18 protein-coding genes and 1 tRNA gene are annotated in these 22,772 nt (G+C 64.1%); 13 read left to right on the top strand and 6 right to left on the bottom strand.

The annotated features are described in order from the left end of the window. Positions 1-127: 127 nt before the first annotated feature. Complete coding sequence (locus B9Z01_RS01360; RefSeq protein WP_085480466.1) at positions 128-793, top strand: C40 family peptidase; 666 nt, start codon at positions 128-130, stop codon at positions 791-793. A 169-nt stretch (positions 794-962) separates the two neighbouring features. On the opposite strand, the gene B9Z01_RS01355 is transcribed toward B9Z01_RS01360, so the two are convergent. Further along, positions 963-1,904, bottom strand: a complete 942-nt coding sequence (locus B9Z01_RS01355; RefSeq protein ID WP_085481139.1) for a patatin-like phospholipase family protein — start codon at positions 1,902-1,904, stop codon at positions 963-965. Positions 1,905-2,439: 535 nt separating this feature from the next. Here B9Z01_RS01355 and gltX point away from each other — a divergent pair. Both gltX and B9Z01_RS01345 read left to right on the top strand, forming a co-directional pair. Then, positions 2,440-3,849: a glutamate--tRNA ligase gene (gene gltX, locus B9Z01_RS01350; protein ID WP_085480465.1), complete on the top strand. Its 1,410-nt coding sequence runs from the start codon at positions 2,440-2,442 to the stop codon at positions 3,847-3,849. Between the two features lie 133 nt (positions 3,850-3,982). Next, a tRNA-Ala gene (locus tag B9Z01_RS01345) sits at positions 3,983-4,058 on the top strand. A 343-nt stretch (positions 4,059-4,401) separates the two neighbouring features. On the opposite strand, the gene B9Z01_RS01340 is transcribed toward B9Z01_RS01345, so the two are convergent. The 4 genes from B9Z01_RS01340 to B9Z01_RS01325 form a co-directional block, all read right to left on the bottom strand. Continuing rightward, positions 4,402-5,790: an acetyl-CoA carboxylase biotin carboxylase subunit gene (locus tag B9Z01_RS01340; RefSeq protein ID WP_085480464.1), complete on the bottom strand. Its 1,389-nt coding sequence runs from the start codon at positions 5,788-5,790 to the stop codon at positions 4,402-4,404. A 68-nt stretch (positions 5,791-5,858) separates the two neighbouring features. Next, positions 5,859-6,776, bottom strand: a complete 918-nt coding sequence (locus B9Z01_RS01335; protein WP_085480463.1) for an IclR family transcriptional regulator — start codon at positions 6,774-6,776, stop codon at positions 5,859-5,861. Positions 6,777-6,881: 105 nt separating this feature from the next. Next, on the bottom strand, positions 6,882-7,670 hold the full coding sequence (locus tag B9Z01_RS01330; protein ID WP_085480462.1) for an enoyl-CoA hydratase/isomerase family protein: 789 nt from the start codon (positions 7,668-7,670) through the stop codon (positions 6,882-6,884). Between the two features lie 57 nt (positions 7,671-7,727). Then, positions 7,728-9,266 (bottom strand): acyl-CoA carboxylase subunit beta, encoded by a 1,539-nt coding sequence (locus B9Z01_RS01325; protein WP_085480461.1) that lies wholly within the window; start codon positions 9,264-9,266, stop codon positions 7,728-7,730. Positions 9,267-9,523: 257 nt separating this feature from the next. On the opposite strand from B9Z01_RS01325, the gene B9Z01_RS01320 reads away from it, so the two are divergent. Continuing rightward, entirely contained in the window at positions 9,524-11,122 is a 1,599-nt protein-coding gene (locus tag B9Z01_RS01320) for an ABC transporter substrate-binding protein (RefSeq protein ID WP_085480460.1), read from the top strand. A gap of 96 nt (positions 11,123-11,218) precedes the next feature. On the opposite strand, the gene B9Z01_RS01315 is transcribed toward B9Z01_RS01320, so the two are convergent. Then, positions 11,219-11,440 (bottom strand): acyl-CoA carboxylase biotin carboxyl carrier protein subunit, encoded by a 222-nt coding sequence (locus tag B9Z01_RS01315; RefSeq protein WP_085480459.1) that lies wholly within the window; start codon positions 11,438-11,440, stop codon positions 11,219-11,221. A gap of 72 nt (positions 11,441-11,512) precedes the next feature. Here B9Z01_RS01315 and B9Z01_RS01310 point away from each other — a divergent pair, with 72 nt between their 5' ends. From B9Z01_RS01310 to B9Z01_RS01270, 9 genes are all read left to right on the top strand, one after another. Continuing rightward, positions 11,513-13,105, top strand: coding sequence for an FAD-dependent oxidoreductase (locus B9Z01_RS01310; RefSeq protein WP_085480458.1), 1,593 nt, complete (start codon positions 11,513-11,515; stop codon positions 13,103-13,105). Between the two features lie 299 nt (positions 13,106-13,404). Continuing rightward, positions 13,405-14,238, top strand: coding sequence for an SDR family NAD(P)-dependent oxidoreductase (locus B9Z01_RS01305; protein ID WP_244195896.1), 834 nt, complete (start codon positions 13,405-13,407; stop codon positions 14,236-14,238). A gap of 33 nt (positions 14,239-14,271) precedes the next feature. Continuing rightward, complete coding sequence (locus B9Z01_RS01300) at positions 14,272-15,837, top strand: ABC transporter substrate-binding protein (protein ID WP_085480456.1); 1,566 nt, start codon at positions 14,272-14,274, stop codon at positions 15,835-15,837. Positions 15,838-15,875: 38 nt separating this feature from the next. Beyond that, positions 15,876-17,651 (top strand): AMP-binding protein, encoded by a 1,776-nt coding sequence (locus B9Z01_RS01295; RefSeq protein ID WP_167387413.1) that lies wholly within the window; start codon positions 15,876-15,878, stop codon positions 17,649-17,651. Next, positions 17,648-18,565 carry an ABC transporter permease gene (locus B9Z01_RS01290; protein ID WP_085480454.1) on the top strand — a complete coding sequence of 306 codons (918 nt, stop codon included), beginning with the start codon at positions 17,648-17,650 and terminating at the stop codon, positions 18,563-18,565. The genes B9Z01_RS01295 and B9Z01_RS01290 overlap by 4 nt, the downstream gene beginning before the upstream one ends. Further along, positions 18,558-19,457 carry an ABC transporter permease gene (locus B9Z01_RS01285; protein ID WP_085480453.1) on the top strand — a complete coding sequence of 300 codons (900 nt, stop codon included), beginning with the start codon at positions 18,558-18,560 and terminating at the stop codon, positions 19,455-19,457. The genes B9Z01_RS01290 and B9Z01_RS01285 overlap by 8 nt, the downstream gene beginning before the upstream one ends. Continuing rightward, complete coding sequence (locus B9Z01_RS01280; RefSeq protein ID WP_085480452.1) at positions 19,457-20,527, top strand: ABC transporter ATP-binding protein; 1,071 nt, start codon at positions 19,457-19,459, stop codon at positions 20,525-20,527. Before B9Z01_RS01285 ends, B9Z01_RS01280 begins: the two co-directional genes overlap by 1 nt. Then, positions 20,527-21,597 (top strand): ABC transporter ATP-binding protein, encoded by a 1,071-nt coding sequence (locus B9Z01_RS01275; protein ID WP_085480451.1) that lies wholly within the window; start codon positions 20,527-20,529, stop codon positions 21,595-21,597. Before B9Z01_RS01280 ends, B9Z01_RS01275 begins: the two co-directional genes overlap by 1 nt. After that, a complete protein-coding gene (locus B9Z01_RS01270; protein ID WP_085480450.1) occupies positions 21,594-22,772 on the top strand; it encodes an acyl-CoA dehydrogenase family protein in 1,179 nt (392 codons plus the stop codon). The genes B9Z01_RS01275 and B9Z01_RS01270 overlap by 4 nt, the downstream gene beginning before the upstream one ends.

The following is a 22,772-nucleotide window of genomic DNA, read 5'->3' as shown; positions in this document are numbered from 1 at the left end:
CTTTCGTCAATTGGGTGTGTATCTCGATTGATTTTTTCTATTTCTTTTGACACACAAATACTTACTGGCTACTATCGACCAAACTTTTTTCGTAGCCCACTGATTTTCTGGCAAAAACTACCGACCAATGCAGCAAAGAAATCTAACCCAGGCTTGTACGCGCGTCGTCGCCGGGATGTTCATTGGCGTCTTGATGGCAGCAGCTCCCGGCGCGTTCGCCGACGAAGTAAGCAGTTTCAATCAGAATGCCTCTTATTCGACCACCACCGGGTCGAATTCTCTCACCTTCTCCACTGCGCAAACCCCGGCTGCCGACAGCCAGAGCGGCGGCGCCAAGTCGTTCCTTTCCGGCATGGCCGGCAAAGCGGGTGACGTGGTGGTCGGCGCGCTCAACATGATCGGCGTTCGCTACCGTTGGGGTGGCAATACGCCCGATTCAGGCCTCGATTGCAGCGGTTTCGTGCGCTACGTGTTCCAGGACACGCTCGGCCTCGCGCTGCCGCGCCGTGCCGAGGAAATGAGCCGCGTGGGCGAGAAGGTGCGCGTGAGCGACCTGAAGCCGGGCGATCTGGTGTTCTTCAATACGATGCGCCGCACGTTCTCGCACGTCGGTATCTATATCGGCGACAACAAGTTCGTGCATTCGCCGTCCACCGGCAGCACGATCCGCGTCGACGACATGGATGACGGCTACTGGGAAAAACGCTTCACCGGCGCACGCCGGATCGAGACCTCGTATCAGGGCGACGATCTGCGCAAGCGCGTGAATGCGACGATCGGCGGCAATAACTGAGTTTCCGGCTGGGTTGGGATTGACAGGCGGGCAATGGGTCCGCCGGTTTACCCCGATCGATGCGATAAAAAAGCCTGCTTCGTTCGAAGCAGGCTTTTTTGCGTTTGGGGCGTGCGTTTTTGATTCGCGTGCTTTTTGCAGGCGGCATTGCCGCCGCCGCCAACTCAGCTCATGCCATCCGGCGTGCGGCGAGTTTGCGCTGCAATTCCGGCATCATCTTCGCGACCGCTTCTTCGCCGGCAAGAATCGCCGCGTTGCGCTGCGAGAAATCGCTGCCGCTCATCGCCGCGAGATTCGGGCGGATCACGACGTCGGCGTACTTGTCGAGTTCATAGGCTTTGATCGTCTGGCCCATGATCGTGAACGTCTGCATCAGCACGTCGAACGAACTCGCGGTCACGCCGGTTTCCGGGCGCTGCGAAATATCGACCGCGATCACGAAATCGGCCCCCATCCTGCGCGCGAACGACGCGGGCACCGGGCTCACGAGACCGCCGTCTACATACTCGTGACCGCCGATCTTCACCGGCTCGAAAATCGACGGCACGCTGCACGACGCGCGCACCGCGATGCCGGTGTTGCCGCGCTGGAACAGGATCGGCTGACCGGTCTGCAGATCGGTCGCGACGACGCCAAGCGGTTTGGCCATCTTTTCGATCGGACGATTGTTCAGCGTCGTGTTCAGGTAGTTCTGCAGCGCGACGCCTTGCAGAAAGCCGCGCGTGCGAAACGGCATTGCCCAGTCGCTGATCGACGCTTCGTCCATGGAGAGCGCGAGCTTGTTCAACGCAAAGCCGTTCATGCCCGACGCGTATAGCGCGCCGACCACCGAGCCGGCGCTCGTGCCGGCGACCAGATCGATCTGGATATTGCGCGCCTCGAGCGCCTTGATGACGCCGATGTGCGCAAAGCCACGCGCGGCGCCGCCGCCGAGCGCGAGCGCGACGCGGACCGGCCGCTGCGGTTTTTCGGGCGGCGGGGGAGCGGTGGGCGTGACGGCGACCGGTGCGTTATCGATTTTGGCGCCGGTCGTGGTGCAGGCGGCGAGCACCGCGGATGCTGCCGCCAACGAAAAATTGCGGCGGCTTAAACGGGGGGATGAGGGTTTCAACAAGTTCTCCAGCAACGGTGCGGGCGACGCAAGCGGCGTCGCGCGTGCCGCGATCAGGCTGAGGGTCAAACTGAGATTTAAACGGAGATTCAAACCAGGGTTCAGGCGGGGCGGATCACCGGCGCCGATTGCGCGCGTGGTGCGATGGCCTCCTGCCAGGTGTCCGGCCGGCTGTCCGGTCACAGCGCGCACATCATAAATCAAAGGATCGGGTTGCGCGGCGGACTGTAATGAAACGTTGCAGAGGAAGTATTCGGGAGCGGCCAGGCGCCGCCGATTGCCAACGTCCCGCGTGATCGATCTCCCAACATGGATTTTCCAGCGCTCACGCGCGCCTTCGGATGCCGCCCGCGCAGACGCCCCAGGCCATTCGGACGAGGGCGGCAACACCGGTGCGGAAGGTATAATTCGACTCTTGCACTTATTTCCTTCGTGCCCATGCGCAGCGCAGTCCGCCGTCATGGGTGCGCTCCGCTGCCGCGCTTCGCGAGCCTGTTCGCCCTGGCGCCGGCGCCTGTTTTCCGAGTAACCGCTAATGACCACCTCCGTTCGCACCCGTTTCGCACCGAGTCCCACCGGCTTCATCCACCTCGGCAACATCCGCTCCGCGCTCTATCCGTGGGCGTTCGCGCGCAAGATGAAAGGGACCTTCGTGCTGCGGGTCGAGGACACCGACGTCGAGCGTTCCACTACCGAATCCGTGGACGCGATTCTCGAAGGCATGCAATGGCTCGGCCTCGATTTCGACGAAGGCCCGTTCTATCAGATGCAGCGCATGGACCGTTACCGCGAAGTGCTCAAAGAGATGCAGGACGCGGGGCTCGTCTATCCGTGCTACATGTCGACCGAGGAACTGGACGCGCTGCGTGAGCGGCAGCGCGAAGCCGGCGAAAAGCCGCGCTACGACGGCACGTGGCGCCCGGAACCGGGCAAGGTGCTGCCGCAGCCGCCCGCGGGCGTGCAGCCGGTATTGCGCTTCCGTAATCCGCTGACGGGTGTGGTCGCGTGGGACGACGCGGTGAAAGGCCGCATCGAAATTTCGAACGAAGAACTCGACGACCTCGTGATCGCGCGCCCGGACGGCACGCCGACATACAACTTCTGCGTCGTCGTCGACGATCTCGACATGCGCATTACCCACGTGATTCGCGGTGACGATCACGTGAACAACACGCCGCGGCAAATCAACATTCTGCGCGCGCTCGGCGGCGAGCCGCCGGTCTATGCGCATCTGCCGACCGTGCTCAACGAGCAGGGCGAGAAGATGAGCAAGCGTCACGGCGCGATGAGCGTGATGGGTTATCGCGACGCGGGGTATTTGCCGGAAGCGGTGGTCAACTATCTGGCGCGTCTTGGCTGGTCGCATGGCGACGCGGAGATTTTCACGCGCGAGCAGTTCGTCGAATGGTTCGATCTCGAACACCTCGGCAAGTCGCCGGCGCAATACGACCACGACAAGCTGAACTGGCTCAACGCGCACTACATCAAGGAAGCGGACAACGCGCGCCTCGCCGGACTGGCGAAGCCGTTCTTCGCGGAGCTCGGCATCGACGAAGCCACGCTCGCGCAAGGCCCGGATCTGACGGCAGTCGTGGGCCTGATGAAGGATCGCGCGTCCACCGTGAAAGAGATCGCGCAGAATGCTGCGATGTTCTATCGCACGCCGGCGCCCGATGCCGAGTCGCTTGCGCAGCACGTGACCGACGCGGTCCGCCCGGCGCTCGCCGAGCTTGCCGCTGCGCTGAAGACCGTCGAGTGGAGCAAGGAGGCGATCGCCGCCACGCTGAAAGCTACGCTCGGCGCGCACAAGCTGAAGATGCCGCAGCTCGCGATGCCGGTTCGTCTGCTGGTCGCGGGCACGACGCATACGCCGTCGATCGACAGCGTGCTGATGCTGTTCGGCCGCGACGTCGTCGTGAGCCGCATCGAAAAGGTGCTGGCTTAATCGGCATTGAGCGGGTGCGTTCCGGCGCGCACAGGAGAGTTCGCGTGTGGCCGGGGAAAATTCGCATGTAATTGCTCAAAGGGTATTTACAAAACGCAGATCGCCCTCTAGAATCTCGTTTCTCTGATCTGCCGGGGGTATAGCTCAGCTGGGAGAGCGCTTGCATGGCATGCAAGAGGTCAGCGGTTCGATCCCGCTTACCTCCACCAAACGTTAGTCTGCTAACGTCCAGATCAGTCGGGAAATGCAAAAAAAGCCTTGAGAAATCAAGGCTTTTTGCTTTTCCGGGGTCTATTTCTGTCGAGTAGAGGGGGCGGCAGAAATCTTGGACTACCTGGAGGTAGTCCATGTACTCGTACGAAGACCGCATTCGAGCGGCTGACTGAACTCGGCCGCCATCGTTATGGCGCCATCTTTCGCGGCCACAGTGGACGTTGGGAATCCCTGCCGGGCACCGGTACGCCCGACGCGATGGCCGGGGAGCGCGTCACGCTATTGCCCCGTACTTGCATCCCGATAAGTACTAAACCTATCGGCGGGATGTCGTACTAGTTAGTACTTCTGAACATCGTTGAAAACGGGGGAGTTCCCATGCCTTGCGGCAGCGAGAATGTCCATTCCAAGTCCCGTGTGAACGTGTCCGAGCTGGAATGGCTCGTCGTCGAGGACCTGAAGGGCGAACGGGATATTGGTCTTCACGCCGCGTATCTCCGTTGCGCGTAATGCCTCGATCATCTGCCGGATGGCTGCGGCCCGATCTGTCGCGTGCACGATGATTTTCGCCAGAAGCGGATCGTAGTGGGGGGTGACTGTGTTTCCCTGTGCATATCCCGTTTCTACGCGTATCCCGTCTCCGCGAGGAAGCTCGAAGACTTCGAGTTTCCCGGGCGACGGGAAGAACCGTACAGGATCTTCGGCATACACGCGCACTTCAATGGCATGTCCGTTCACGCGCGGCGAATCCGGGATGACAGTCGCAAGTTCCTCTCCCGCCGCCAGGCGGATTTGCGACGTGACGAGATCCACGCCCGTGATCGCTTCCGTCACCGCGTGCTCGACCTGCAAGCGGGTATTCATCTCGAGGAAGTTGCATGTCCCGTCGGCGCCGAAAAGCGTTTCGATCGTGCCGATGACGTCATAGCCGATGTCTTGCAGCAAGCTGGCGACACGTTCGGCGGTCGCCTCCAGGTCGCGACGTGGCAGCAGGGGGGCGGGCGATTCCTCGATCACTTTTTGATGGCGGCGCTGCACCGAGCAATCGCGCTCGAACAGGTGGCACGCATTCCCGGCTTTGTCCGCCAGAATCTGGAATTCGATATGACGGGGACGCTTGATCAACTTCTCGAGATAGAGATCGGCATTGCCGAAGCTCTTCCGCGAGAGCGAGCGCGCCTGCTCAATCGCGGCGAGCAGCGAGACTTCGTCGCATGCCGGCACCATGCCGATGCCTCCGCCTCCCGCCGCCGGCTTGATCAGCACCGGGTACCCGATCGCACGCGCCGCCGCGCTGATCGATTCCGTATGCTCATCCAGCAGACCCGAACTCGGCGACATCGGCATGCCGTGGCGCGCCATCAACTCCCTTGCGCGCGTCTTGTGCCCCATCGCTTCGATCCAGCGCGGTGACGGTCCGATGAACGCCGCGCCTGCCTCGATCACGCGACGCGCAAAGCCAGCATTTTCGGACAGGAAACCGTAGCCGGGATGTACGGCGTCCGCTTTCGAACGCGCCAGAACCTCCATGAGGCGGTCCTGGTCGAGGTAGCTCGACATCGCTGGCGCAGGGCCGATGGCATACACTTCATCGGCTTGCGCCAGATAAGGCAGCGTCGCATCCGCCTCGGAGCAGACCGCGACGGAACGGATGTTCATCTGGCGCAGCGCGCGAATGATGCGCGCCGCGACCGCGCCGCGGTTCGCGACGAGGACCTTCGTAAACATATCTCTCTCCTCCTGTGTTTCCATGTCCCGGGTGCGTCCCCGGGCTGATGCCGAGGTGTTGCCAGTGGCTACGCGGAAATGTCGTCGGCCATGCCGCCCCACGCGACCCGGGCGTCGTCCAGATGCCGGCCCAATGCTTCGGTTTCGCGCCGGAGTGCATGTAGCGCGTCGTCAAGATGTGCGTCCGTCATGCGTGAGGCGATCGACGCAATGCTGATCGATACGAACGCCGGGCCGTCGTTCCGGGGCAGCGTCATGCCGATGGCGCTCACGTCCGCGATCACCGTCTGTACGTTGGTTGCGTAGCCGTCATGGCGGGTCTTCGCGACCATCTCGCGCAAACGCCCGGGCGAGATGTCTCGATAGCGCGGAAGATGCACCGCATTCGCGGCAATCGCGGTTTCGACAGCGCTGTCGGGCAACGCGGCGAGCAACGCCATAGCACCTGCACCCGCGCCAAGTGCCCGCCGTGCGCCGATCTTCAGGCTGTGTGTCCGAATCGGATAGCTGCCCTGCACGTGATCGAAGCACACCGCTTCGTGGCCGCTGCGCACCATCAGGAAAACGGAATCGCCTGTCGCATCGGCAAGCCGGCGCAGCGTGGGTTGGCAGCGCTCCTTGAGGTCGAACGCCGGCGATGCGCCCAGGCCGAGCAGATAAACCATGTGGCCCAGCGAGTAGCGTCGCGTCTGCGGATCGAGTTGCAGCATGTTGCTGAAGGCGAGTCCCTTGACGATGCGATGCGCAGTGATGCGTTCCAGCGCAAGACTCTCCGCAATTTCGTGAAGCCGCAGACCTTGCGGGCCGCACATGGCGATGAGGCGCAATACGGCAATGGCGCGCTGAATGCTCTGCGTTCCTTCGTTCGCCCGGCGGGTGGCGGGCGCGTGCGGCACGTCGCCATTCGATGGGCTGCCGGGGGTCATTTCCGTCGTGTCGGCGAGACAGCCGTCGATGTTGCTGGAATGTCGTGGAGACGGGGTCATGAGAATCTATCCGTATCTGGCGTTTGCGTCGTGCAGACAAGATGGCGTGTCAATGATGGGAGTGCGAAGTATGCCGCAGGCAATGTCGCGTAAAACTCCTTCACATCAACGCCCGCGAAACACCGGCGTGCGCTTCTGCGCAAACGCCTCACGTCCCTCCTTGCGATCTTCCGTGTCGCGCAACAGCCCCCACGTTTGACGTTCGTAGGTGAGCGCGATCGGCAACGGCATGTCCAGTCCGTCGCGCGCCGCCCGCTTGATGGCGCGCACGGCAAGCGGCGCTGCGTCGGCAATGCGGCGCGCGATGCCGGTGGCCGTCCCGAGAAGCGCGTCGGGGGCCACGACGTGGCTCACGAGGCCGATGCGCAGCGCCGCCTGTGCGTCGATCGACTCCCCGGTCAGGAGCATCCACATGGCATTGGCGCTGCCGATGAGACGGGGCAGACGCTGTGTCCCGCCCGAACCGGGCATCGAACCCACGCAGACCTCCGGTAACGCGAAGCGTGCCGTATCGGCCGCGATACGGATGTCGCACGCGAGGCCGATTTCCAGTCCGCCGCCGTACGCGAGCCCGTTAAAGGCGCAGATCGTGGGGGTGTCGAAATCGAGGCCGAGGGTCAGCGACCCCGCTTCCGGTTCGGCCCCTTCGCCGCCAAACGTCTGGGCGGCGAAGGACGTTGCCGGTGGGGGCGTGCGCCGCAGATCCGCGCCGCTGCTGAACGCGCGTTCCCCGGCGCCTGTCACGATGACGGCGCGAATCTCCGGTGTGCTGCCGATGTGCCGCCACAGGTGCTGAAGCCGCTCGCGCATCGGATAGTCGATAGCATTGAGCGCTTCGGGGCGGTTCAGGCGCACGGTGGCAACGCCTTCGTCCACGGAAAAATCGATGTTCATGGTCGCGATGCCGTCCTCAGGTGATCGACGCCGGGGTGTTGTCCGCATGAACCCGTCTCAGGGGTCGATGCGATGCCTGAACCCGGGCTGGCGGGCGTCCGCTGTGGCGAGCAGAACGCGCCGGATGGCGTCGCGCGTCTCGGCCGGGTCGATCACGTCGTCGATCCAGCCCTGTGCCGCTGCCTCGTAGGCGCTCGACTGCTCGTCGAGCCTGGCCATGATTTCGGCCTTGCGTGCGGCCGGGTCCTGCGCGGCCGAGATCTCGCGTCCGTACACGAGCTCGACGCCTGCCTCGGGCCCCATGACGTCGAAGTGCGCGCCCGGCCACGCGGCGAGGTAGTCGGGGCGCATGGCCCGCCCGCACATCGCGAGATAGGCGAGGCCGATGGCCTTGCGCGCCACAAACGTGACCTTTGGCACGGACGCGGCGCATACGGTGTTGAGCAGGCGTGCGGCGAGCGACACCATGCGATGCTTCTCGATCTCGGGACCCACGAGAAATCCGGGGGCGTCGCAAATGAAGACGAGCGGGACGTGGAACGCGTCGCAAATGTCGACGAATTTGCGGGCCTTCTGTGCCGTCTTTTCATCCATCACGCCGCCGCGCGCCATCGGGTTCGACGCGACAAAACCGACGGGTTGCCCATCGATGCGCCCGAATGCGGTGATCAGGTTCGGGCCGAAGCGCGGCCGATAGTGGAACAGGTCGCCCGCGTCGACGATGAGGCTCAACACGCGTTTCATGTCGTACGCCTGACGCCCGACATCCGGAATGAGCGCGCGCAGCTTGTCGCGGCCTTCTTCGGTGTCGACGGCGGCGGGCCTCGCTTCCGAGACGGGTGGAAGTTCTCCGCAGTGGCTCGGGAGAAAAGACAGAAACGTTCGCAGGCTGCGTAGCGTATCGGCCTCCGTGTCGCCGACATAGTCGGTCTGGCCGGTCACGGTCTCGCTGACCTGCGCGCCGCCGATCGCATCGCTGGTAACCGACTCGCCGGTGCCGACCTTGACGACCAGCGGCCCCGACATGCCCATCACGCCCGTGCCGCGCGCGAGCGCCGTGAAATCGGATTGGGCGGCCGTGAAGGAGGGGCCGCCAAAGGCGGGCCCGAGGATGGCGGCGAGTTGCGGAATCTGCCCGGACATCCGGAAGTGATCCGCGAAGCGGGCGCCCATGTTCGCGGCCGTTGCGCCGAAGCTCTCCTGCACGCGTGCCGCCCCCGCTTCCATCAGCGCAATGAACGGTTTCCGGTGACGCAAGGCGGCCTCGCGCACGCGGGCGATCTTGATCTCGCCGACGCGTCCGCGCGTGCCGCCCAGCACCGTCGCGTCGTCCGCCGCGACGTAGACGGTGCGTCCGTCGATGGTGCCGTGGCCGGTAACGATGCCGTCGGCTGGTGTGCGCTCGCGCAGCGACGGGTGCGCGCTGTGCGCATGAACGCCCATCTCGACGAAGCTGCCGTCGTCCAGCAGCAACGCGATCCGCTCGCGCGCCGTCAACTTTCCCTGCTCGCGGAGCTTTGCGATGGCGGCCGCCGGCGTCGCTGTGCGGATGGCCTCGCGGCGTGCGTGGAGTTCGTCGATCTTGCGTTTATCCATGGGCGTCCTGGCGGTGCGATGGGTACGGAGAGTGCGGCTTTCCAGATATCCATATATTGAAATAAATTACGATTATATGGTGCGCTGCGTGGGCGGCGATATCGCATCGGTATCATAGCTTATTGACATCGATGGCCATGTTTTCTAGCTTTTATAGCGGATATTTCAACAGCATGCCAGAGAAATCGGCGTGGATCCGGGCGGGGTTTTCGATGCTTTTTTAATTCCAATATGTGAACGTACAAAGCGAGGTCGAAATGAATCGAATCACGGGATGGCGCGCGCTGGAGCGTGTGGCGTCGGGGTTGCGGGCAGGGGCGGCGGTCGCGCTCGCTGTCGGGGCGTTGGGTGTGCTCGGGGCAGCGGGGGTGTCGTCCGAGGCAATGGCGGCGGACCGGAGCGGTCCGGCCGTCGATCGCAACACGCTCGTCGTGGCGCTCGACAAGGAGATTCAGAGTCTCGATGCGCTGGTGACGGCGAGCGGCGATTCGCAGCGCTACGCGATGTCGATCTTCGATACGCTCTACGGCTTCGATGACAAGGGCAACATCGTGCCGCGCATGGCGACCAGCTACACGATGTCGCCCGACGGGCTGGTCTACACGTTCAAGCTCCGGCCGAACATCAAGTTCCACAACGGCGATCCGTTCACGTCGGCGGACGTGAAGTACTCGATCGAGCGCATCATCGACCCGGCAACGAAGAGCACGCGCCGCCCGTACTTCGCGCCGGTCATCGATGGCGTCGACACGCCCGATCCGCTCACGGTTCGCATCCGCCTGAAGCAGCCTGACGGGGTTTTTCTCAACAAGATCGCCGGTTTCCTGTTCATCGTGCCGCAGAAGTACACGTCGTCGCTGCCGAATGTCGAAGCGTTTGCCGCGGCGCCGATCGGCACGGGGCCCTATCGCGTGAAGACCAACAAGGTGGGGCAGTATCTCGAGCTCGAGCGCTTCGACGACTTCTACGGCGAGAAGCCCGCCATCAAGACGCTTATCTTCAAATACATCCCCGAGCCGTCGAGCCGGGTCAACGCGATCGTGTCGGGCGAGGTCGACATCGCGGCCATGATCCCGCTCGCCGAAGTGGCGCGGCTGCGCGAGAACGCGGCGCTGGATGTCATCACCAACCCGGTGTCGTCCCCGATGCACGTGCGCCTGTACTCGAACGTGCCAGATTCGCCGCTTGCGAAGCGCGACGTGCGCCTCGCGCTCAACTACGCCATCGACGCGAATGCCATCATCAAGGGGGTGTTCCATGGTGTCGGGGCTCCGATGGGCACGTTCATCTCGAAGTACTTCCCCTATGGCGGCGACCCGAGCATCGCCCCGTATCCCTACGATCCCGCCAAGGCGCGCGAGCTGCTCAAGCAGGCGGGCTATCCGAACGGGTTTTCGATCAGGCTCTATGACGCCGTGGGGACGCCCAAGGAGTTTGCCGAGGCCCTGGCGGCTTACTGGGGGCAGGTCGGGGTCAAGGTCGACATCAATCGCATCGACTACGCGGCGTGGAGTCGCCTGAACAACACGCACAAGACCGGACCGATGACGACCACCCAATTCACCAATGCGATTTACGACCCGATTCATCCGGTAGCGGGATCGTTCTCGAAGGACGGTGCTTGGTCCGACTACTACAACCCGGAAGTCGAGGCATTGCTCAAGCAGCTCGATACCACTACGGGTGCCGAGGCGCGCGGTGCGTTGTTCCGCAAGATCGGCAAGATTCTTCACGACGACGCCTCCGCGGTGCTCGTGACGGAGTTGTTCAACGTCTTCGCGAAAAAGAAGGCGTTGACGTGGGAGGTGCAGCAGGGTTCGGGCTTCCTCAACTTCCGCAAGGTCGCCTGGCATTGAGTCATTGAGGCCGGCGCGCCGCCGCATGTCGCGTGCCGTGCGTCGTGCGAGATGACGCACGGCGCACGGGCCCGATGTGCCGGGTGATCCGGTGAATCAGGCGTCGAGGCTCACGGCGGCGTCGCCTTCGCCGATCGGGTCGCCCACGTTGAAGTGCACCTGCGTGACCCGTCCGGCGCGCGGTGCAATCACGGGAATTTCCATCTTCATCGATTCGACTATCAACAGCGCCTGATCTTCGGACACGGTGTCGCCTTCGGCGACGAGCACCTGGCAGACCGTGCCAGTGATTTCAGAGCAGACAGCGTGGTTGGGCATCTCGGTTTCCTCCGGGTAGTGACGAGTGGTTCAACAAACGGTGAGCAGTGGACAACTAGGAGTCGTCGACACATGGTTGCTTTCTTGGATGCATCGGAACATCGGATCACGCCCGGCGCGGCCGCGCGGTGGCAGGCGGAATATGACGTGATCGTCGTGGGCTATGGCGCTGCCGGCGCGGTGGCGGCGATCGAGAGTGCGGACGCCGGCGCGCGTGTGCTGTTGATCGAGAAGATGCCCGATCCCGGCGGCATTTCGATCCTGTCGGCCGGTGGTGTGCGCGTGTCGGATGATGCGGGCGCTGCGTTTCAGTACCTGCGGCGCACGTGCGGCGGCCGCACGCCGGACGACGTTCTGCGCACGCTCGCGGCCGGCATGACGGAAGTGCCGGATTACCTGCGTGACCTGGCGCGCGTCAACGGTGCTGTGGTGCGCGTCGAGGCGGCGGCGGGCAACTACCCGTTTTCGGGCTGCGATTCGCTTGCTTACGCCGACGTCGAGTCGATCCCGGGTTTTGGCGATCCCGCGGGATACCTCGCCGCGCGGCCGTTTCGTCCGGGCTGCCTGCTCTTCAAGTTGCTGCTGGACAACGTCGAGGCGCGCCGCGCCGCCGGCCGTATCGATGTGTGGCTGTCGACGAGCGTCGAGCGGCTGGTGCAGGGCGCGCAGCGCGAGGTGCTGGGGGTGCGGTTGCGGCGCGGCGGCGACTCGCTGCATGTGCAGGCGCGTCGCGCGGTAGTGCTCGCCTGCGGCGGGTTCGAGGCCGACGAGGAGATGAAGCGCCAGTTCTTCGTGTCGACGCCGGTGCTGCCGGGCAGCTTTCGCGGCAATACGGGCGATGGCATTCGTATGGCGCAAGCCGCGGGCGCTGCGCTCTGGCATATGTGGCACCACCATGGGCCGTACGGCATCCGGCATCCCGATCCGTCGTACCCGTTTGGCATCTACGCCAAGATCCTGCCGATGTGGACGCCCGAGCGCGAAACGAAGCCGCTGCCGCAGATGGCGTGGATCATCGTCGACCAGCGCGGGCGTCGTTACGTCAACGAATATCCGCCGTATATCTCGGACACCGGTGTGCGCCAGTTCGATCACTATGATCCGTCGGCCTATCGCCACGATCGCCTGCCGTCGTTCCTGATTTTCGACGAGGCGGGGCGTCGCATGTATCCGATGGGCCGGTCGATCACGAACGACCGCGACGCCTGGTACGAGTGGAGCAGCGACAACCTGAAGGAAGTCGAAAACGGCCTGCTGCAGAAGGCCGACACGATCGAGGCGCTGGCGCGGAAGCTGGGGATCGAGGAGCGGGAGCTGGTGCGCACGATGAGCGACTGGAACGCGGGTTGTGATGCCGGGCGCGATGACGCGTTCGGGCGGCGTCCCGAGACGATGACGCCGCTGCGCGAAGGGCCGTTCTACGCCGCTTCGCTGTGGCCGGTCGTGATCAACACGCAGGGCGGTCCGGTTCACGACGCGTCGCAGCGGGTGCTCGACCCGTTTGGCGAGCCTATCGCAGGGCTTTATGCGGCGGGCGAACTCGGCAGCGTGTTCGGACACATCTACATGGCGGGCGGCAATCTCGCGGAGTGCATTGTCGGCGGACGTATTGCCGGCCGGAATGCGGCGAGGGCGGGCGAGACGGCGCACACCCAGCGCGCCTGACGCGCCACGCGCGCTGGGTAGCGAAGGGTTCGTGCGTTGCGTCTCGTTTTGCATGTCGTTTTCCAGCGTCCTTCGTTAACGTTCAAATGGTGGAATAGATGTTGCGCCAGTTTTCGTAGATGAAGCAAGCCCGAACGTCATGCTTAGCTAAGCAGTAACCCATATAAAGGAAGGATTATTCTTGCGTTATAAAGATAGCCGATGGCGTGTTGATCGGGCTGAGAGTTATCCCTGGTGAATTTTGTGGAAAGTTATTTGTTTCAAATATTGACCATCGTGCGACGCGTGACTAGACTGGTTTGCATGACGACGACTGCCGGCATAGATCAGGCAGCGCCACAATCAGGAGACGCAAGCGCATGAGCAATCGCTTCCAGGAAAAGGTGGTCCTAGTGACGGGCGGCGCGCGTGGCATCGGCTACGCGACGGCCGAACGGTTCGCGCAGGAGGGTGCGCGCGTGGCGATCTGCGACATCTCGGCAGACGCGGCGCAATCGGCAGCCGAGGCGTTGCGGCGCGACGGCGGGCATGACGCCGTGGGCTTTGGCTGCGACGTCACCGACGAGGCACAGGTGGAGGCGCTGGTCGCGCAGGTGATCGCGCAGCTCGGCGGGCTCGATGTCCTCGTGAACAACGCCGGTGTCACCCGTGACAACCTGTTGTTCAAGATGTCGGTCGACGATTGGGACCGGGTCATGAACGTCCACCTGCGCGGCACGTTCCTGTGCACGCGCGCCGCGCAACGGCATATGGTCGAACAACGCAGCGGCAAGATCGTCAATCTCTCTTCCACATCGGCGCTCGGCAATCGCGGGCAGGCGAACTACTCGTCTGCCAAGGCAGGGTTGCAGGCTTTCACGCGCACGGCCGCCATCGAACTCGGCCCCTTCAATATCAACGTCAACGCGGTGGCACCCGGGTTTGTCGACACCGAAATGACGCGTCAGACGGCAGAGCGCCGCGGCATCGATCCGGAGGAATACAAACGGCAACGCGCAAGGAGCATTCCGCTCGGCCGGGTCGGTGTTCCGCGTGACATCGCGAATGTCGTGGCCTTCCTTTGCAGCGAAGACGCTTCGTTCGTGTCGGGGCAGATCATCTATGTCAAGGGCGGCCCGGAGACATTGCGGTAAGTCTTCGTCTCGCGTCTTCCTTCGGAGAGTTCAATGCACTTACGGGCATTGCAGGCATGGCCGCGCAAGATGGCGTGGATCGGATCGGGCATCGCGCTGTGCGCCGCCCTGTGGTCGTCGACGGCGGCAATGGCCATCGGCGGAAAGCCGGCAGTCGACCGGGACACCGTGGTTTTCGCCGTCGGCAAGGACATCAACAATCTCGACGGGCAGGTGGCCGCAACGGGCGACTCGCAGCGTTATGGATGGCAGCTGTTCGACACGCTCTACGCGTTCGACATCGACGGTAACCTGAAGCCGAGCGTCGCCACGGGCGTGAAGATCTCGCCGGACGGTTTGCAGTACACGTTCACGCTGCGCAATGACGTCAAGTTCCACAACGGCACGAAGCTCACCGCGAAAGACGTGAAGTACTCGCTGGAGCGCATTGTTGCGCCGGAGACGAAGAGCACGCGGCGCCCGTACTTCGCCAATCTCGTCGACCGCGTCGAGGCCCCCAACGACACGACGGTCGTGTTTCACCTGAAGCGGCAGGATGGCGCGTTCCTCAACAAGATCGCCGGCTATCTGCTGCTCGTACCGAAGGCCTATACCGAGTCGCTGCCGTCGCCTGAGGCTTTCGCGCGCGCTCCGGTGGGCTCGGGTCCCTACAGATTCGTCGAGCAGAAGATCGGACAGTCGGTCACGCTCGATCGATTCGATGACTACTGGGGGCCGAAGCCGGGAATCAAGCATCTCGTCTTCAAGGTCATTCCCGAAGCGAGCAGCCGCATCAACGCGCTGCTCAATGGCGAGGTCGACGTCATCGACTATGTGCCGAGCGTCGACGTGGCGCGCCTGAAGGCCAATGCGGGTCTCACCGTGAAGTCGGTGGCGGTCGGCAGCCCGCTCGCCGTGCGGCTGTATTCGAATGTGCCGGGCACGCCGCTCTCGAAACGCGAGGTTCGCCTGGCGCTGAACTACGCGCTCGATACCAAGGCGATCATCAATCAGGTGCTGCATGGCGTCGGCGCGCAGATGTCCTCGTATGTGTCGTCGAGCTATCCGTATGGCGTCGATCGCACGCTCAAGCCTTATCCGTACGATCCGGCGCAGGCGAAGAAGCTGCTGGCGCAGGGCGGGTACCCGAACGGCTTCACGACCGACCTGCTGTGTCCCACGGACAACCCGAAGGAGCTTTGCGAAGTGATCGCGGCCTATTGGGCGGCGGTGGGCGTGAAAGCCAACGTCAAGGTCATCGATTACGCCGCGTGGAGCCGCCTGAATAACACGCACAAGGGCGGACCGATGACGATGATGCAGTTCTCCAACGCCATCTACGATCCGGTGCATCCGATCAGCGGCGCCGCGACGAAGGACGGCACCTGGTCCGACTACTACAACCCGGAAGTCGAAAAGCTGGTGGCCCAGGGGGATGCCGCGACTTCGCGCGAGCAGCGCGACGAGATATTCAGGAAGATCGGGCGACTGTTGCATGACGACGGGCATGCCGTCCTGATCACCGAGCTCTATTACACCTTCGCGCAGGACGTGAAGCTGAACTGGGAGCCACAACACGGCAGCGGGTACTACAACCTGCGCAGCCTGAGCTGGAAGTGAGCCGGCTCTCGAGCGGACGCGAACGGATGAATCAGACCATGAACCGAGACGACGATAGCGTATTGGCCCCTCGCGGGATGCCGGCTCAGGTGGACGTTACCGTGGCGGCCTCGCCGGCCGATGCGATTGACTGGACGCGTGAGACTTTCGCGAGTGCGCTGACGTGGATCGTCAACGAGCATGGCGAACGCGAGGCCGTGGTGCACGGCGAGACGCGCCTGAGCTTCACGCAACTCGCAGAGCGCATTCGCGCCTTCGCCCGTGGCCTGATGTCCCTCGGCGTGGCTCCCGGCGAGAACGTCGCGTTATGGATGTCCGATAGCGCCGAATGGCTCATCGCGCGTTGGGCCGTGCCGCTCATCGGCGCGGTGCTGGTGCCGGTGAACACGCGGTTTCGGGACAGCGATGTCGCCTATGTGCTTGAGCAATCGGACGCGACCACGCTGATCGTGCAGGAGTACGGCGGTCCCGCCGGGCGCGGTGTGCGCTATTTCGATATCCTCGCGCAACTCGATCCCGAATGGACCTTGCAACGCCGTGATGCCTGGCAGTGCGAACGCATGCCGGCGTTGCGCCGGGTCGTCGGTCTGCCCGCGGATCGTGCTCTGCCCACCAGCATGGAGAATTTCCACGCCATCGAGGCGCACGGCCGGCATTGTCTGGACGACGGCGCGCTCGAGCGCCGCTTCGCCCAGGTCAAGCCGGACGACGTCGCGCAGATCCTGTACACGTCGGGCACGACCTCGTTCCCCAAGGGGGCGATGGTGCGCCACGGCGCGTTGCTGTCGAACAATCACTACGCGGCGCAATGCCTGCGGCTGACGTCGCGCGACCGCTACCTCTCGTGCGTGCCGCTCTTCACGGCGACGGGAACGTTCTACACGTTGGCAATGGCCGTGTCCGGCGCGGCGATGGTCATCGCGGACCAGTTCTCGCCGAAGCTCTTCTGCGAGTTCGTCGAGCGCGAGCGCATCACCGTCAGTTTCTTCGTCGACACGATCGTCCAGGACCTCAAGGCGTTCGCCGCTATCGGCCAGTACGACCTGTCGAGCCTGCGCACCGGCACGGGGGCACCGCTGCCGACGGCGTCGTTCGAATGGGTCAGCCGCACGCTCGGGGTGCCGGAACTGGTGAGCGCCTACGGCATGTCGGAAACCTCGAATGCTGTCGTGCGCACGCGCTGGGACGACACGTACGAGAAGCGTTCGCGCACCAACGGGCGTCCGGTGCGCGATGTGCGGGTGCGCATCGCCGACATCGAAACCGGTGCCGATCTGCCGGCGGGCGCGATCGGCCAGATCTGCATCGCGGGCTATGTGGTGATGAAAGGGTACTACCGCATGCCCGACGAGGACCGCAAGGCGATCGATGCCGGAGGCTGGCTGCTCACTGGCGATCTCGGCGAGATCGACAGCGACGGATACCTCACCTACCGCGGCCGGGTGAAGGAGATGATCAAGCCGGGCGGTTTCAACGTGGCGACCCAGGAGATCGAAGTCTTCCTCAAGACGTATCCGGGCGTGCGTCAGGCAGTCGTGGTGGGAGTACCCGACGCGCGCCTTGGCGAAGTGGGCTACGCCTACATCGAACGTCAGGAAGGCGCCGACATCTCGCCATTGGCGTTGCAGCAGTACTGCCGCGAACATATTGCGAGCTACAAGGTGCCGCGCTATGTCGAGTTCATCGACACGTGGCCCCTGACCGGCAGCCAGAAGATTCGCAAGCTGGAACTGCGCGATCGCGCGACGCGCAATCTCGCAGCAGGCGATAGCACGCAAACCCGCGCCGCGCCGGACGGGGGGACGCACGCATGATTCGCTATCTGGCGCGCCGTGTGGCGCAGTCGTTGATCACGGTGCTGCTCGTCACGCTGGTGATCTTCCTGATCGTTCGGCTGATCGGCGATCCGACGCATCTGATGCTGCCGCCCGAAGCGACGGAGGCGGACCGCGCGTTGCTGCGTCACCAGATGGGCCTCGACCGCCCGATCCCCGTGCAGTACGGCAGCTACCTCTGGCATCTGCTGCAGGGGCAGCTCGGCATGTCGTACCGGTTCTCGCGCCCGGCGCTCGACGTGGTGCTCGGTGCGCTGTGGCCGACGTTGCTGCTCACGACATCGGCGCTCGGACTGGGCATGCTCGTGGGCGTGCCGCTCGGCGCCATCGCTGCCGTACGTCGCGGCGGTGCGCTCGATCAGTGCGCGAAGCTCTTCGCGGTGCTGGGGCAGGCGGCCCCCCCGTTTCTGTTCAGCCTGCTCTTCATCCGCCTGTTCTCGATCCAGCTGTCGTGGTTTCCGACCAACGGCTACGGTACGTTCCCGCATCTCGTCATGCCTGCCGTGGCCCTTGGCTGGTATTCGGCGGCGGGGATCATGCGGCTGACGCGATCGAGCATGTCTGAAGTTCTCGATACGGAATACATCAAGTTCGCGCGCATCAAGGGCGTGCCGGAGCGCACGATCATCTTCCGCCACGCACTGCGCAACGCGCTCCTGCCGATGATTACCTTCACGGCGCTCCAGTTCGGCATCCTGATGGGCGGCGCTGTCTCGGTCGAGTTCATCTTCTCGTGGCCGGGCATCGGCCGCCTGATTCTCGACTCGATCTCCAATCTCGACTACACGGTCGTACAGGCAGCCGTCACGGTGGGGGCGCTGATCTTCACCTTGCTCAACCTGGCGGTAGACGTGCTCTACGCCTACGTCGATCCGAGGATTCGCTATGCATGAGGTCACCCCCCTCGACTTGCAGCAACGCCCGGCCGAGGCCAGTGTACCGGTGCCGCAGATGCGCGCGCGCCGGCGTCTCTGGCGCAATGTCCAGCTCTGGGTGTGCATGGCTCTCGCGCTGGCGCTGATTGTCGTCGCGCTCGCCCCGCAATGGTTTTCGCCCCACGACCCGAACGCGATTTCGCTGAGCGACATCCTCAAGCCGCCGTCGGCGGCGCACTGGTTCGGCACCGACCAGTTGGGACGCGATCTGTTGTCCCGGGTGATCTGGGGATCGCAGATTTCGCTGTACGTCTCGTTCTGCGCGGTACTCCTCGCCGGTGTGTTCGGCAGCCTGTTCGGTATCGCGGCCGGGTATCTCGGCGGATGGGCCGATGCGGTGGCCATGCGCGTGGCGGACATCCAGCTGGCGCTGCCGGCGGTCATCCTCGCGCTGGTGCTGGTAGGAGCCATCGGCTTCAGCGTCTTCAATCTGGTGATCGTGCTGAGCCTCGCGAACTGGGCGCGCTTCGCGCGTGTCACGCGCTCGGAAGCGCTGTCGCTGCGCTCCCGTGACTTCGTGTTGCTGGCGAAGCTCGCGGGCGCCTCGCGTCTTCGTGTGATGCTTGCCCACATCGTGCCGAACGTGATCAACACGTTCATCGTGCTCGCCACGCTCGACATCGGCACCATCATCATCCTGGAGGCGACGCTGTCGTTCCTCGGCCTCGGCGTGCAACCGCCAACGCCGTCGTGGGGCGCCATGATCGCCGATGGCCGGGGCTATCTGGACACCGCCTGGTGGATTTGCGGCATTCCCGGCATGGTCCTGATGGTCACCGTTCTGCTTGCGAATCAGCTTGGCGACGCGCTGCGCGATCGCCTGAGCCCCACGATGTCGAGGGGGTGGTAATGACCGCACTCCTCGAAGCGCGAAATCTCACCACGATGCTGCGGGGCAAGCATGGCGTCGTGACGGCCGTCGACAACGTCAGCCTGCGCGTCGACGCCGGACGTTCCCTGGCGCTGGTCGGCGAGTCCGGCTCGGGCAAGAGCATGACGTGCAACACCCTGCTCGGGCTGCTGCCGTCGAACGGACGCGTGGTTCAGGGCGAAGTGTTCTACAAAGGCCGGGATCTGGTCAGGCTCTCGCGCGCGGAGATGGCGAAGATTCGCGGCCGCGAGATCGGCATGATCCTGCAGGACGCCATGACGTCCCTCAATCCGCTGCTGACCATCGGCGATCAGGTGGCGGAGATCTTCCGCGTTCACCAGGGGATTCGCGACAAGGCGGAACTGCGGCGGCTGAGCGTCGACGTGCTGGAGCGCGTGAAGATTCCGGCGGCGCTGGAGCGGCTCGACAGCTACCCGTTCCAGTTCAGCGGCGGCATGCGCCAGCGCGTCTCCATCGCCATCAATATCGCGCTCTCTCCCGAGCTGCTCATCTGCGACGAACCCACGACCGCGCTCGACGTCACCGTCCAGTTGCAGATTCTCAAGCTGCTGCGAGAGCTTCAGCAGCAGCGCAACATGGCGCTGATCTTCGTCACGCATGATTTGCATCTCGCGTCGCAGTTCTGTGACGACGTCGCGATCATGTATGGCGGGCGCATCGTCGAGTCGGGGCCGATTGCCGATGTGTTCGCGCGGCCGGCGCATCCCTATACCGCCGGTCTGCTTCGCGCCGTGCCGTCGCTCGGGCGCTACGAGAAACGTCTGGAGGCGATTCCGGGGCAGCAGCCGGGGCTGGCGGAGTGGCCGGCGGGCTGCCGGTTCGCACCGCGCTGCCCGCTGGCCACGCAGCAGTGTCACGCCCAGTACCCCGACTGGTTCGAGTGGCAGAACGGCGCCCGCCGCAGCGCATGCTGGCAGACGATGCAGATGTGGTCGCAAGCGGCATCGTCCTGCTGCGATAGTGCGGCAGACAGCGGCGGCGAACCGGCTCTCGCCGGCGTGGCGCGCGTGCGCAGGGAGGTGGCGTGATGCCGCAAGCGTATCTTTCCGTGCGCAATCTGCGAAAGACCTACGACGTCCGTCGCGGGCTGCTGGGTCGTGCGCGCCCGCTTCATGCCGTCGCCGGAGTGACGTTCGACGTCGAACCGGGGGCGACCTTCGGTCTCGTGGGCGAATCCGGTTCCGGCAAGAGCACCATCGCCAGAATGCTGATGCTGGCCGAACCGGCCACGAGCGGCGAAGTGAAAGTCGACGGGCAGGACATCCGGCAGTTGAGCGCCGCGGCCCGGGAACGCTTTCATCGCGTGCTGCAACCCGTGCTGCAGGACCCGTACAGCGCCCTCAATCCCCGCATGCGCATCGGCCGGATCATCGACGAGCCCTTGCGCATTCATCGCGTACTCGACGATGCGGGCCGCGCGAGTCGCGTGGCGGAACTGTTGCAGCTCGTCGGGTTGCCGGGCGGCACGCAGCGCAAGTTCCCGCACGAGTTGTCGGGCGGTCAGCGCCAGCGGGTGGCGATTGCGCGCGCGCTAAGCCTGAACCCGCGCTGCATGATTCTCGACGAGCCGGTTTCCGCGCTCGATGTGTCCATCCAGGCGCAGATCCTGAATCTGCTCAAGGACCTGCAGGGCACGCTCGATCTCACCTACCTGCTGATCTCGCACGATCTCGCGGTGGTGGCCTACATGAGCCAGCGCATCGGAGTGTTGTACCTGGGTGAGTTCATGGAGATGGCCGATACCGCGACGCTGATGCGCGGCGCGCGTCATCCGTACACGCAGGCGCTGATCGCCTCGGTCGACGCACGGGGCGGGAATGGCGCGCAGGCGGTGGCCGGCGAGATTCCGTCGCCGATGAATCCGCCTTCCGGATGTCCGTTTCATCCGCGCTGCCCGCATGCGGCGGCGCGTTGTCGTGAGGAGAAGCCGGTAGCGCGGGAAATCGCGCCGCGCCACTGGGTGACGTGTCATTTCGCCGAAACGATTCCCGCAGCGACAGCGAACACTGCTGCGCGCGCCGTCGGCCCGAAGGCGATAGAAGCCGCCGTTACCTCCGCTGCGGAGGCTCAGGCGGTCCCCTTTCAGGAGGCTACATGAATTTTGCGGAAACCCCCTCGTTGTCGAGGCAGGGCAACCTCGATGTGCTCGCCGCGCTCGAAGCTGTCGTGCAAAGCCGCTTTCCCGGGCGTGAGCGTGAATATCACGACGCGGCGGCAATGCCGTTCGAGAACCTGCAGGACCTGTTCGAGCTCGGCCTGCTCACGGCAACGGTGCGCAAGGAGCACGGCGGCCTTGGCAGCAACGTGATGTCGGCCGATCCGGCAACGTTCCTGCAGGCAATGCGGCGCGTGGCCCGGGTGTCGCCCGGCACCGCGCACTGCATGCAGGTTCAGAACCACGTGGCCTGGGCGCTCGACGAGTTGGGAACCGATGCGCAGCGCGAGCGCTTCGTGAAGCCGATGACACAGAAGATGAGTGTGTCGTCGTTCGTCGGCAGCGAGGCGGGCCGCAAGCACATGTACGTGCTCAAGACCACGGCGAAGAAGGTCGACGGCGGCTACGTCGTCAATGGCAACAAGAACTATGCGACCAACGGCTACGAGAACGGCGTTGCCATCGTGTTCGCGACTATCGAAGGCGAGACGGAATACTTCAGGTCGCATTTGATGGTCATCGTCGAGCCGGGCATGGAAGGGCTCACCATCAATCACGACTGGTATCGCCCGACGGGCATGCGCGTGTGTCCCAGCCCGGAAATTTACCTGAACGATGTCTTCATCGACGAACTGCACGTGCTCGGCGAGCCGGGGGTCTATCCGCGCGGGCGCTGGCAGGGGCGTTTCCATCTGGGCTTCACGGCGAATTATCTCGGGATGATCGAGGGCGCCTACGAGTGGGTGCGGAAAAGTCTCGTCGAGCGCGGCCGCGGCAAGGATCCGTTCGTGCAGCTCCGCATGGGCGAGGCGAGGACGCAGTTGCACGGCGCGCAGATCGTGTTCGAGAACGCGATCGACGCATGGCGCACCGGGGATGTTCAGCATGCCGAATTGATTTCCATGCAGGCCAAGTCGATTTGCGCGCATGCCGCGTTGCAGATGTCGCACACGCTGATCATGCTGGCCGGATCGACCGCGCTGTTCGACGAGTTCCCGCTGGCGCGTCTGATCCGGGATCTGAACACGCACATTCTGCACGTCGGGCACGACAAGACCGCGCAGATCGTGGGCGCGGCAGAGCTCGGCGAATCGTTCGATTCGACGCTTCAGCGCTGA

Source organism: Paraburkholderia susongensis, from assembly GCF_900177725.1.
Taxonomy (GTDB): Bacteria; Pseudomonadota; Gammaproteobacteria; order Burkholderiales; family Burkholderiaceae; genus Paraburkholderia; species Paraburkholderia susongensis.
The sequence above is the reverse complement of the archived record's forward strand: the minus strand, read 5'-3'. Positions and strand labels throughout refer to the sequence as shown.